Consider the following 13,238-nt stretch of genomic DNA (forward strand, 5'->3'; position numbering starts at 1 on the left):
TGGCGGTCCTCGAAATGAAGGCGGCCCTTTCCCATCTCGAAAATGCCATCGACATCCGCTTCGAGCGGGAGCGCGATCACAGCGAGATCGAGGGTGAGGTGCGGCGCGTGCATGCGGACCGTTCGCGGCTGGCGCAGGAGCTCGACGAGTCCCAGTTCCGCGCCAACCGGCTGGAAGAGGTCAATCGCGAGGTGTCCCGGCGTCTCGTGACTGCAATGGAAACGATCAGGGCGGTCCTCGACCGCTGAACGTCCCTGTCATCGGGGGTGAAATACGAAAGGCAGGTTCTCGCGGATATGGCGCAGGTCACGGTCACCATCGACGGCAAGGCTTACAGGATGGCCTGCGAGGAAGGTCAGGAAAACCACCTGAGCGAGCTTGCCGACAAGTTCGACCGCTATGTCAGCCATCTCAAGACCCAGTTCGGCGAAATCGGCGACCTGCGCATCACCGTTATGGCCGGCATCATGGTGATGGACGAACTGTCCGACGTCGGCCGCCGCCTCGCCAAGGTCGAGGGTGAGCTGAACCGCATCAACCAGAACCGCGACGACGACCGCGCCGCCACCGCCCGCACCGAGGAAATGCTGGCCGCGATGCTGGAAGAGCTGACCGCCCGCATCCAGGGCATCGCCACCCGCCTCAACGCCCGCCCGGCGCCGGAAGCGTAGACAGGCAAACGCCTCGCTGAAATTCCATCGCCGCCCACTGGCGCAGCGAAAAAAATCTTCCTATATTCCCTGTTGCGATCTGTGCTTCTCGACAGGAACCACATTCCTCGGGGCCATACTCGATCTAACGGGAGCTGTCCCTGACCAGGCCTGTGGGCTTGGTCACATGGCGCCCACCTACTTTTGTAGGCGCCCAGGATCGTAAACATCCATCGGATGCCACGGATCGCACTGAAATCTTTAAGTTTTCAAGTTTTCTCAGGCTCGCCAAAACGCCTCGATCAAGCTTCGCAACACTCTTTGTCACACTGGGTGTCATACTGTTGGTCGATGATGAAGGCGATGCATGAAACAGCACCGTTTGTTTAAGCGGAAGAACGGGTACTATTATCAGCGGGTGTGTGTGCCAGCAGACATCCGCGATATTTACGGCAAAGCCGTCGAGCAAATTTCCCTGGGAACGACGGATTTTCGAGCCGCGCGTAAGTTGCTTCCGGCATCTATCGTGAAAATCGACCAGAAATTCGAGGAATTTAGGTCCGCTGCCCAGCCCAGAAATCGGCAAGCCCCTAAAGCCCGTGTGAATACGCCATTGGTTTATCACGAACCATTAATGTCGGTCGTTGCTAGCGAATGTTTTCAGGAGCTGAAGCGCCAAAAAGGATGGTCGCCAAAGACTGAAAATACGCGTCAATCGCAGATACGTCTATTCCTTGAAATATGCGGTGACAAACCGCTGTCGCTATACACGCAGGCGGACATTCGCGCGTTCAAGCAATCGCTTTTTTCACTTCCAGCTAACGCGCATTCCTACAAGGCTTATCGCGGCCTAACAAAGTTGAAAATCGCTGCATTAGCAAAAGATGACAATCGCCCCAGATTATCGAATGAGAGTGTGCGTCAAATCATGACCACAGCGTCGTTGGTTTTCGGGTGGGCGAGGGGGAATTACCAAGCCACCCTCACCAATTTAATCAACCCGATGATGCCCAGAATGCCCACTGCGAAAGAAAAGCGAAATAGCCGCAGTGGCTTTACGGTTGACGAGCTAAATAAACTCTTTGCTTTGCCCGTCTTTCACGGTGTTAAGAGCGTAGCTAATTGGAGTAGCGCCGGTAGCGTGAGTCTCAAGGAGCACGGTCTTTTTTGGATCCCGCTGCTATCGCTGTTTGCAGGGCTTCGCCTGATGGAGGCGGTACAACTCACAGCGAGCGATGTTAAGTCAGAGGATGGCATCTGGTTCTTAGATATCAATAGTAATAATGCGAAAAGACTTAAAAATTATTCATCAGAGCGCCAAATTCCGATTCATAAAAACTTGATTAATGCCGGGTTTTTGGATTTTGTTAGATGTAAATCTAAAGAAGACCGCCTCTTTTCAGAAATTGAAATCGGACCTCCCGAGCAACGCCAGAGGCATGCTTCAAAACTATTCAACAAAATGCTGTCGGTTGCCGGGATCAAAGGGGAAAAGAAGGTTTGGCACTCGATGAAACATACCTTTGAGCAGTTCTGTCGTGACAGCGAAATTGACGCAGCGATTATCGATCAACTGCAAGGGCATGCGCAGCGCGGAATGCGCGCTGTGTATGGACGAGGTTATGGCATTACTTCTCTCCACCAATCGATTAGCAAACTTCAGTTTAGATCATTGGATCTTGGCTTCCTATGAAATTTATAAATACAAATAAAATGCAAATAATATAAATAAGGAAATAAATTATGGATAATTGTGAATTAGATAGAGATATCAATTATAAAGTCAAACACTTAATTTCGATGAATGAATATATATTGTCAATACTAAACAATATTATTGATATAATTTCGAATTTAGAAGGAATTGAAGATAATATCGTTCAGTCGAATGTATCCAGTACTGTCATCCATACGGCTTCGGACAGCAGGCCTGAATTGGTGTCCCGCCGGGTTACGTTGGCAGATTGCACGCTTTAGGCGTGCAATCTGCCATTTACATGCGCCCCCAATTTATATGGGTGCAACTTAATGCTGGTCTACGTTAACCTCTCGTTCACCACGAATATTAGAAAACATTAAGAACAGCCGATCACTGGTTGCTCGATTCGATCCGCTCTCGGAAATGTAGAATATTTTTTGAGTTTTTTCTCGCTATGAAGCGAGCTGCGTAAAACCCTGCCATTTCAACATGACTTTGCACACCAACGACGAGCGCACTTATGGTGCGCGCGGTGCCTTGGCTCGTGCCTTGGGCTTAAACATGACCAGCATTTTGACAAATACCGCAGCGACAGCCGCATTGCACACGCTCCGCGCCATTGGCTCCAGCCTCGACAAGACACAAGAACGTGTCAGTTCTGGACTTCGCGTTAACACCGCAGCGGACAACGCAGCATATTGGTCAATTTCGACAACGATGCGCTCCGACAGTATGGCGATTTCTGCTGTGGCGGATGCATTGGGGCTTGGTGCCGCCACTCTCGATACGGCTCATGCAGGTATGAGAGCTACCGTGAATGTCCTGTCCGAAATTCGCGCGAAATTGGTCGCCGCTAACGAACCTGGCGTAGATAAATCAAAAGTACAAAAAGAAATACAGCAGTTGAAAAATCAGGTCGTCACAATTGCAAGCTCCTCAAGCTTCAATGGCGTAAATTGGCTGAATACCAACATATTAGATATAAATGATAATACCAATAATAAGGTATCGCTCACGTCTTCGTTCTTTCGCTCGCAAAATGGCGGCGTTGGTATCGGAACCACAGACTTTCATCTATCAGAGACTTCGTTGTTCAATGAAAACGGAGGAGGTATACTGCAGCCCGACAATCGAAAAATGAAGACGCTTGGCGGAATAAGAAATTACGACACCTATATGGATACGCAGGGCATCATCCATATGGACAATACCAACACATACGGTGGCAACCGTGGCGAATTCGATTTCAATTTTAGTGGCCCTCTGACGTTCAATCCCGGGGATATCGTTTCATTCGACGTCACGGTTGATGCTGATAATCCTGCCGACGTTGACCCTCCCTACAATCCAGGGAAAACCACGCACGTTGTTATCGACCGAAATCTTATTGATACTTGGATGCCTAGCGCAAACGGGGTGATCTCGAATTTCGTGGAATACACTCTGATACTCAATCGAGCATTGGCGCAAACGAACTCCGGTGCGCTGACAACGAATGTCTCAGACAGCCATGGCGGCCTTATCCCAAATAGGATCGTATTCGCAACCCGCGAAGACTCTGGCCTTGACGGGTCGTCCGTGGAACTGACCAATTTCTATAGCGACGTAGGAAGTGGAGGTTTGTCCGACACTCCCGTTCACTATGGTATTCGTGGATCACGGATGCCCGTTTACTTCGTGCCTTTTCAAGTTTTTACGGATGGGGACAATTATGACGGCGTGAAAGTGAACTTCCAATTCTCGGTAAACGGTGCATCGGCTACCAATCACGAGTTTGATCGGACATACGTCAACAATCTTTTAGGGAAAACCGACGGGAAAATAGACACGCCGGCTGAAATGGTCACTCTGCTTCAATCGTTGATCGGAACGGACTGGCCTGATGTCATTATCGAAGTTACGGGACCAACGGAGATTTCGCTACGCTCAGATAAGACGGTAGACCGTCTATCTGGCCGCAAGACTGCTATCGGTTTTACCGGCATATTCGTCAGCATCGAGCCTCTCGCTGAACAAAACTTCTTAGACATCGACATTGGTTCCAATCCGCAAAAGATCGGCATCTACCTCGGGTATATGGACGTTGTCTTGGCTGATGCAATTGGTGCTGGCACAAAGCTTGGCTCCATCAAGACACGTATCGATATGCAGACCGATTTTGCGCATACATTGAAGGACACACTAGATAAGGGCATCGGGCGACTTGTCGATGCTGATATGGATGAGGCATCCACCCGCATTAAGGCGCTGCAAACCCAGCAACAACTTGCCATTCAGGCTCTACAGATCGCTAACAACAATGCGGAACATGTCATGCAACTGTTCAGGCAATAATTTGTGGGATCAAATCTGGCGAACACTTTCAGGGGGCATTGCCCCCTTTTTTTACAGGAATCGGTTCATGAGAAGTTCGTAATGCAACTTTATGGAAGCGCCTGTTAACCTTTTGTTAACCAGAAACATTAGAAAACAGTTAACAGAGACGATCACAAGTTGCTCGATTCGAAGAGCACTCGTCACCGTCAACATTAATTTGAGTACGTGTTTTTTCTCGCCATGAGGCGAACAGCGTAAAAGCCTGCCATTTCCACATAACTTTAGCACATCAAGAACGCCCGCAAATGTTACGCGGCGATGCCTTGGCTTGTGCCCTAGGTTTAACATGACCAGCATTTTGACGAATTCCGCAGCAATGGCTGCTTTGCAGACGCTTCGCACGATTGGCTCCAGCCTCGACAGGACACAGGAGCAAGTTAGTTCGGGGCTGCGCGTTAAGGCAGCGTCTGACAACGCGGCCTATTGGTCGATTTCGACAACAATGCGTTCTGACAACATGGCAATTTCGGCTGTAGCGGATGCATTGGGTCTCGGTGCAGCGACCGTAGACGTTGCATATTCGGCGATGGAGTCCACTGTCGATGTTCTCACCGAAATGAAGAAAAAACTTGTCGCAGCGAAAGAGCCGGGCGTCGACAAAAATAAAATTCAGAGGGAAATCAGCCAGCTTCAGGACTCACTCTTGAGCCTTTCGAGTTCCGCATCATTTTCCGGCGTAAACTGGCTAAGCACGGACATTCCTAACCTCATCAACGCGGATTTACAATCGCGTTCGACCTCGATTGTCTCGTCATTTGTCAGAAGTACCGACGGTAGCGTACGTGTTGGCACGGTTAATATCGACCGAGCCCAAACGTCGCTGTTCAACACAGGGGGTGGAGGTATCCTACAGACTGATCTCCGAGATTTGCGTGAAATTCGCGGATTAAGAACAGCGATACCCGATGCGGATGGCTATTATATAGCTTATTCGAAGCCGTCCGTTACGGGAGAGAATTTTGGCAATACATTGTTAGATCATGGCTATCCATTAGACTTCAATATCGTTGAGTATGATACCAATCTAATTTTCGGTTTCGATGTGCAAGAATACCTTGATACCGGAGTTTCAACTCCAGACTCACCTACATACAATATAAAGATCGATAAATCCGTTATAGACACCATATACCCGGCGAATGGCGGAATCATCAACAATGTATACGAAATGGCCTCTGTTTGGGCATATGCTTTACGAAACCACCCACTTGTCGTTACTGTCTCCTCTGGAGAGGTTCATATTAATACTAAGGAACCTTTTCCGTATAAAAATTCATCTTGGCAGCTTACCCCGATTGGGCAAGGTATGAGTCTAAGCGCCGCGGTAATCGATCATAGTACTGGCGATGCTGGACAAGTGCCGCAAGACTTCATAATTCCATTCAATGCGCCGTTCCAAATAGATGGCAGCGAGTCAGTAGATGTTGGTATACGGTTCAACGATAAATCGGCAAATTTCATTATCAACAAGGATATAATTTTTTCTTTGCTTGGGAATAACTCTGGCGATGTTGCAAGTTCCGCAGACCTGACAACTATTTTGAACGCCTCGATCTCAATCCCCGGACTCATCATAACGGACACCGGGAGCGGAGTAAGATTTCACATCGATCCAAATGTCGATATAAGAGGAGGTAGCAAAGCTGGTATTTCCATAAGCACAGCGGTGAGCAACGAACCGCGCCTCGAAATCAATGTTGTCGATATCGACGTGTCCGCGAACCCTCACTTCACTGATGCCTATATAGAAACTGTTGAACGCGCGCTCTCAGGCGTAACTGATGGCGCCAGTAGCCTTGGTGCAATCAAACGCCGTGTAGACATGCAGTCTGACTTCGCCGCCACCCTTATGGAAACACTCAGCAAGGGTATTGGACGCCTTGTTGATGCGGATATGGACGAGGCATCCACCCGCCTTAAAGCGCTTCAAACCCAACAGCAGCTTGCTATTCAGGCTTTGCAGATTGCCAACAGCAATGCCGAGAACGTCATGCAGCTCTTTAGACAATGATGGCTACAGAGAACTGAAGCCGCTTCTAGGAGCAGGGAAAATGGGGGCACTGGCCCCCCAAAATTACTTATAAAACAATGTTTTAATAACAGAACTCGTATCGCGGTCGTTGCCATTACCAAACATGCTCTTATTGCTCTCCAAGAGAAACCTTATGTCTTCTTCAGAATAGCCGGCATTCTTCAGATGGCGGCCAGCAAGGAAGAAATTTTGGTTTCCTTTTCCTTGCCCTGGCGAAACAGCCCAGTAATTGAGAATATCGTCAGCGCATTGCGTATTTGGACTGCCGGTAAATTGTTTTGGCTTCGTTATCTTGGTTGATACTTTTATATTCCGCGAAAGTTCCCTCGAGACACTGAGAAATTTCGGCATATCGACGAATTCATTGACCTTAACAGTACCGTCAATAAATATATCGCATTCGAAATGAGATCGTGAAGGCAGAAAAAACCACTTAGTTATGTTCCTGCAGTTGTAGTCAATTGGATATTGATAGGGATAGGTCGCATTTATATCTAATTCCAAATTATTCAATATCTGCTTGTAGTTATTTTTATTAGCAGCCTCGTCCATGGGAATGATCACTCTGAAGCTGTTGTAGTTATTTTTTCGTGAAAACGAATGCACGATAAGATGAGTTATATTTTTTTTCTTTAGAAAGATCGACAGCTGCTCCGGACTTCCCTCTGCATCGTCGATGTCGAGAATTAACAAATTGGAAGAAAGAATATTATCTTTTAAAGTGGGTTTGTTCACGTCCACAAAATGACCCTCCCGAAACAGTTGGCACGCTTTCTTATGGTCACTGTGTTTTGCGTTATTTAAATTCGAATGTACTTTGATTTTTGAATAATATAAAAGCAAATTGACAATGTCATTCCATTTGCATGTGTATGTCGTGGGCTTGACGTCATTAAAATTCGTCCATATCCTTAAATCGAAATCGGTATACTGAAATGTTGTACCGTGATCATTTGCAATCTCTCTCTTCCTTTCGCGCAGTGCTTTTTGCCGTAGTCTATTATATTCCTTCTTTTCCGTTGCGGTGCGTACTTTCTTCTCTTCAATTGCGTAAAGTTCTGGAATGGAGAGGTCGATGAACTCGGGATCGGCGCAACCAATTAGATCGCGTTGATGAAAGGCTGCGGCCTTGTCGAGAAAAATAAGTACAACAGGCTTCTGGCAACTCATGTCGCGCAACGAAGTACGCCCGAGAAATTGGTGCTGGCGCTCATATGTCCTAGCAATTTTCACTGTTCGGCTATCTAAATTGTAGAAGTCCGCCAAGAAGGAGAACGAAGCTGGGTCGTCATTCAGATTGGCGAGATGTACGGCCATATTGAAGTGACTGTATTTGTCCTCGCCCCGAGGATCAGGCGAAATTCGTGTTCCGCTCGGTAGGGGCCAAACGAGCTCTCCATCATCTCCCTTCTCATTGTTTAAGCAATAGATATGAGGCTGTTCTCCGAACTTGTGCCTGATTGCTTTGGCTGCTTCGTCGAGAAACTTTTGATATCCAATTGCGTCCATCAATCGTCGGCTCATATCGACCTCCGACAGATAGAAGATGCTCGTGAGAGCGGCTTTATGGCTCAAGTTGCCATAACGCAGCGGAGCAGCAAGTTGAGTAAATCCAACTTGACGTGACCACAGCTGGTAGAAAATGGAGTCGGTGAAATTTGCGCCAGCGACGGTCAGTGATCGGTATTGCAACATTGTAGGCTGCATGACGACGTGAGCTTGGAGCTGTTCTCTCTTGCCTTGCTGCAACTCGTTAAAATGCGCTGCATTGACGTAAACGTGGTTGTATTCATTGCAGATTTTCTGAAACAAATTTTGCAATGCCGTACGGCTAATATGTTCATCATCTCGCGCTGTAGCGAGACTGCGCATTTTATCTGTTGGTGCAAGGCGATAATATCCAGAGTTGCTTGTACTGGCATATGAAAATGCAGAAGCCCAGTAGGCTGCTGTGGCATTCATTTTGTTGATCTTGATGAAGCTATAGGGGTCTGGAATTTCGTCAAGAAATACCGCTCGATTGGTGCTCGGAGTATTGAAAACGACGTTCTGGTTCGCGATGATGACACGCTTTGTGTTGAGGCTCTTTTGGTAAGAGTGATTGACTTTTTCGACGGTCTCGGTCGAGATTATTTTGTTCTCCACCTGCCCCAGGCGTCTCTGATATTCGTTGCTCAACGCGTTAGTTTGCGTTCCTACTGTTGTTTTTTCAGGCGACTGCTCAATCGTGTCGATAATGAAATGAGTTTTTCCTGAACCGATTGGGCTATCTATATAATTTATATTCAACATTGTTATCTCCAAAATAAATAGGATCAAATAGCGGCCTGATGAGCACCATTTGATCCTAAGTATTCGGAATAAATGGATGAGCAACCATTGTTGACTTGATTGGAACAAGTCAGTACATCAGGCTGCTGTCCATATATGTTTATTTATCATAAATTTTGTGGAAAACTCAAGATAAATCGAATTGCGCGACGTCAGCATCGCTTCGCGGCTGACATCGACGGCGAAACGCATAATGCTTTGTATTTTCTTCGCTTCGCTCATAAAATACACGCATTACGACGTTTCGTCTTTGGATGTGCTTCTTGTGCTTTCTTGTTGCGAATAACGGTTCAGAAAATGAATTGTCGCAAAGGGCTTATATATTATTAAGGGTATGTGCGACAGGTCATTTCCGCATAAACCATATGGGTCATATATAAGAACAACAGGATGCGTAGCATCTAAATAATCGGTGGTGCGCCAGGACCGCGGCATGGGAATTGCTGTGCCCTTGAAAATTGGCGTGTCCTTCAGAAGCCAGCGGATTACACCTAGGCCTGGATCAGATTAAACGCGCTGGTTAAATGTTCCGTAGAAATTGCTTTCCTGGCGTCTATGCTCAATTGGAACAATGTCCAATAACGAACGTATTTGAACAGTGGAAATGTGCAGTATTTCACTGTTCAAAAACCATTTACTTTGGTTTTGAACACGGGTACATTTTGCCATCGATTTTGAACGGGTGAATTGATGAGCCGCACTTTTGCCTATTGCCGTGTTTCTACAAACGAGCAGACAACTGAGAACCAAGTCAGGGAAATCGAAGCCAAGGGTTTCCAAATTGAGAAGCACAGGATTGTCACGGAAACGGTTTACGGTTCATAATCCGCGTTGGAGCGCGCAGGCTTTAAAACGCTGCTGTTGAAGCTTGAGAAGGGTGATCGCTTAATCGTTACCAAGCTCGACCGCCTTGGAAGGGATGTTGCAGACGTCAACCGGACAATGAGCCATCTTTCCGATTTGGGTATTGAAGTCCATTGCCTTGCCCTATCTGGCTTCGAATTGCAGACGGCTATCGGCAAGATGATGCTCAACGTAATCATGGCATTTGCCCAGTTCGAAAGGGAATTGCTTGTCGAAAGAACGCATACTGGTTTGAAAAGAGCTTAAGCGGAGGGAAAGACACTCGGAAGGCCAAAGGCTCTCTCAAAACGGGAATGCGACGAACTGATCGCGGGATCAGCAGAAGGCGTAACGAACTCAGAACTGGCAAGACGTTTGGGCGTAAGCCGGGCGACGGTTATGCGTGCCCTTCAGCATTATCGTTGATAGCAGGTGCCAATGGGGCTGTAATAAAGATGGCTGCTCACAGCTTGTTTACCCAGCGCTTTGGCGGCTTGCTAAAGTTGCGCGTAATGTGCTCTCAAATTTCATTTAAATATTAAGTGAGTTTGCAAATTACAAATTGATCTTTTGCTTCTTGGCTGTTCTATGTTTTCAAATATTTTTTAAGTTTGAAAATCAATATTTATTTTTTTGCACAATAGCTCTATTTTAAATGGACCAGCACCCCAATTCGAAGAATTGGGGTGCTGGTCCATTCGCTTATTATTCGAAATTCAAATTGGAGAAATTTCGAAAAAACAATATGGTTCAAAGGCTTAGCCGAGGGCGCGCTCTTTAATGAATAAAAAGTAAAAGGCGAAAGCCAATACAGCCCAAAAGACAAGCGAGTACCACACCTCCATCACCACATGGCCCTTTTGACGTGCTGAGACAAGCACGCGGCCATTCGACGGATTAAGGTATTGCAACCACAAAAAAAGTTGTCCAGGTGCGCGAAATAGCAGCCAACCCAAACCGCGTTTGTCGTCTACAGCTTCATATTCCTCATCAATAATTTCGGATTTTACCTGCTTCAGCGTTTTCGGCTTTTGTCGTTTCGCCATATCTCACCTATTGCTCCCAAATACTCGGTATGCTTGCATAGCATAGCTTAGCGTGAAAGCAAGGCATCCCCTTTGCGTTCTCCCATTAAGCAACTGAAAATATGAATATTTTCAATTTTTGGACATCGAGACTATGCTCGGATCGCGTTATTGCGAAAGCTTGTGATGAAAGGTAATGAGGCGGACGGACTGTAAAATCGGCGATACGAAACGGAATTCTCCGATGCTAAATGGAGAATAGTAGGACGCGGTATTCCAGTTGGAAATTTGGAGGTCGTTGACAAACAACCAGTACACGCGGTGATTTCAACGCCATTTCACATTTGCAAACCTTGGGAGCCAGCGGTGCGTATTCTCGCGTGAATTTCCTTCTCGGCACACCGCTATCGAAATATCGATTCACCGCGTGATAACGGTTTCATCTGAGCCGCCCAGTAATCCAGCTACGCATTTTCATTGAGTCTTCTGCAGGCTTACAGACACGCTTTTTGCATTGCTTCTTGCGACACTTTATGCCACACTTCTGTCGAAGTTGTGATTGAAGTCATTGGATTTTTTCGCATTTTGCCCACCTACTTTTGTAGGCGCCCAGGATCGTAAACATCCATCGGATGCCACGGATCGCACTTCATCTTCTTTCGGGCCGTGGGTGCCCCGAAACCATCCATTCGAAGAGGCGAGCATGGTGATCCGGCCCTGGACTGCGGACGGCAGGCGGACGATTCACCGGGATCGCTGGGTGGATCTGTCGGCCGAGCGGGTGACGACGGCGACCGGCGCGGTGCTCGATCCCTATTATACGCTGGCCTATCCCGACTGGGCCGTCGCCTTCGCGCTGACGCCGGAGGGGCAGGTGGTGATGATCCGCCAGTATCGCCATGCGGCGGCGCTGATCGACCTGGAACTGCCGGGCGGCTGCGTCGACCCGGAAGACGCCACGCCGCTGCTCGCCTCTCGCCGCGAATTGCGCGAGGAGACTGGATACGATTCCGACGAGGCGGACTATCTCGGCCGCTTCGCCGCCAATCCGGCGCTACAGACCAATTACGTGCATGTGACGCTGCTGCGCAATGCGGTCCGCATCGGTGAACCCGCCCCGGAAGCGGGGGAGGAAGTGGCGGTCGAGCTGATGTCGGTGGAGGCGGTGGGGCGTGCCGCCGTGTCGGGCGCCATGGCCAATGCGATGCACATCGCCGCCGTGTTCCTCGTGATGGGCAGGCTGGGAAAATTGCAGTTCTAGTTTTAGTTTTTCGCAATCCCGGCAGCAGAACCGCTCCACACTTTTGCTGGAATTGCTTTGGGCGTTAACCGGCCTCCCGCTTGCTGCATGGCTCCCCTCTGGTATTGTGCGTTGCACAATTTTCACGCATCCGCGAGTATGCAGCCATACACAGCAAGGAGACCTGTCATGACCAATCGTCAACGTCCCGTTCGCGGCGGCTTCCTCGGTCGTGCGATCGCCGTTTTCGGCGCTGCCGCCTCGGCAGCCGCCGCCGTCGAAGCTCATCGCAGCCCCAGCGGCCGCGATCTCGACATCCTCGGCATCGATGCCCGCAGCTTCTCGCGCATCCAGCAGCGCTGATTGAGCATTTTGTCCGCAAAGGCGTCGCATCAACGCCTTTTCCTCTGCGTCCGCGTGGTTAGAATGTCGCCCGGTGTGGGGGGCAGGTGAATGACGCTGAAAGACGAAAAAGGCCGGATACGCAAGGAAAGACTGGAGGCGCGCGATGCGCTCGCCGTCGATATGCGCATCGAGAAAAGCCTCGATATGGCCGCGCATGCCGAGACCGAGTTGCGTTTCGTGCCGGGCACGATCCTCTCCGCCTTCCTGCCGATCCGCTCCGAGCCGGATCTGCGCCCGCTGATGGCGCTGTTGCGCGAGCGGGGGGCGCGGCTCTGCGTGCCCGTCATCCTCGACAAGGAAACCATCGTGTTTCGCGAGCTGCTGGCCGGCGCCGAGCTCGTCGGCAACGGTTTTGGCACTTTGGCCCCCGGGGCTGATGCTCCCGAACTCGATCCCGACATCATGCTGGTGCCGCTCTCGGCCTTCGACCGCCTCGGCAACCGCATCGGCTACGGCGGCGGTTATTACGACCGCGCCATCGACCGCCTTCACAAAAAAGATATGGACCCGCAGCTGATCGGCATTGCCTTCGATTGCCAGGAAGTGGCATTTGTGCCCGCGGAACCGCATGATATCGGCCTGAACGCCGTGCTCACCGAAAGCGGGGTCCGGCGGTTCAACAGGCGGGTGGAATAGA

At 49.1% G+C, this 13,238-nt stretch carries 10 protein-coding genes, 1 other RNA gene and 2 pseudogenes; 11 read left to right on the plus strand and 2 right to left on the minus strand.

Going from position 1 to position 13,238, the window contains the following annotated elements; translation table 11 throughout:
- Positions 1-14 precede the first annotated feature (14 nt).
- The 7 genes and pseudogenes from GTU70_RS00040 to GTU70_RS01215 all read left to right on the plus strand — a co-directional run bounded on the left by GTU70_RS00040 (position 15) and on the right by GTU70_RS01215 (position 6,736).
- On the plus strand, positions 15-248 hold the full coding sequence (locus GTU70_RS00040) for a DUF4164 domain-containing protein (protein WP_407692124.1): 234 nt from the start codon (positions 15-17) through the stop codon (positions 246-248).
- Positions 249-296: 48 nt separating this feature from the next.
- Positions 297-671: a cell division protein ZapA gene (locus tag GTU70_RS00045; protein WP_166096665.1), complete on the plus strand. Its 375-nt coding sequence runs from the start codon at positions 297-299 to the stop codon at positions 669-671.
- 73 nt (positions 672-744) lie between these two features.
- A non-coding RNA gene (gene ssrS / locus GTU70_RS00050) (6S RNA) lies at positions 745-903 on the plus strand.
- Between the two features lie 114 nt (positions 904-1,017).
- Positions 1,018-2,343, plus strand: coding sequence for a site-specific integrase (locus GTU70_RS00055; RefSeq protein WP_166096667.1), 1,326 nt, complete (start codon positions 1,018-1,020; stop codon positions 2,341-2,343).
- A gap of 495 nt (positions 2,344-2,838) precedes the next feature.
- Positions 2,839-4,683, plus strand: coding sequence for a flagellin N-terminal helical domain-containing protein (locus tag GTU70_RS00060; RefSeq protein WP_235914652.1), 1,845 nt, complete (start codon positions 2,839-2,841; stop codon positions 4,681-4,683).
- A 328-nt stretch (positions 4,684-5,011) separates the two neighbouring features.
- Positions 5,012-5,575: pseudogene (locus GTU70_RS01210) on the plus strand (flagellin N-terminal helical domain-containing protein); the annotation flags it as partial.
- Positions 5,576-6,031: 456 nt separating this feature from the next.
- Complete coding sequence (locus tag GTU70_RS01215; protein ID WP_407692125.1) at positions 6,032-6,736, plus strand: flagellin; 705 nt, start codon at positions 6,032-6,034, stop codon at positions 6,734-6,736.
- A gap of 63 nt (positions 6,737-6,799) precedes the next feature.
- Here the strand turns inward: GTU70_RS01215 and GTU70_RS00075 are convergent, their stop codons facing one another.
- Entirely contained in the window at positions 6,800-9,049 is a 2,250-nt protein-coding gene (locus GTU70_RS00075; protein WP_166096668.1) for a hypothetical protein, read from the minus strand.
- 729 nt (positions 9,050-9,778) lie between these two features.
- Here GTU70_RS00075 and GTU70_RS00080 point away from each other — a divergent pair.
- A pseudogene (locus GTU70_RS00080) lies at positions 9,779-10,357 on the plus strand (recombinase family protein).
- Between the two features lie 332 nt (positions 10,358-10,689).
- On the opposite strand, the gene GTU70_RS00085 reads toward GTU70_RS00080, so the two are convergent.
- A complete protein-coding gene (locus tag GTU70_RS00085; RefSeq protein WP_166096669.1) occupies positions 10,690-10,977 on the minus strand; it encodes a hypothetical protein in 288 nt (95 codons plus the stop codon).
- A 649-nt stretch (positions 10,978-11,626) separates the two neighbouring features.
- On the opposite strand from GTU70_RS00085, the gene GTU70_RS00090 reads away from it, so the two are divergent.
- The 3 genes from GTU70_RS00090 to GTU70_RS00100 all read left to right on the plus strand — a co-directional run bounded on the left by GTU70_RS00090 (position 11,627) and on the right by GTU70_RS00100 (position 13,237).
- Entirely contained in the window at positions 11,627-12,217 is a 591-nt protein-coding gene (locus tag GTU70_RS00090) for an NUDIX hydrolase (RefSeq protein ID WP_166096671.1), read from the plus strand.
- Positions 12,218-12,385: 168 nt separating this feature from the next.
- The gene (locus GTU70_RS00095) at positions 12,386-12,559 is read left to right on the plus strand and encodes a hypothetical protein (protein ID WP_166096672.1); all 174 of its coding nucleotides are present in this window, start codon (positions 12,386-12,388) and stop codon (positions 12,557-12,559) included.
- A gap of 90 nt (positions 12,560-12,649) precedes the next feature.
- A complete protein-coding gene (locus tag GTU70_RS00100) occupies positions 12,650-13,237 on the plus strand; it encodes a 5-formyltetrahydrofolate cyclo-ligase (RefSeq protein WP_166096674.1) in 588 nt (195 codons plus the stop codon).
- Position 13,238: the final 1 nt, after the last annotated feature.

The sequence above is a fragment of the Rhizobium flavescens genome, from assembly GCF_011319365.1.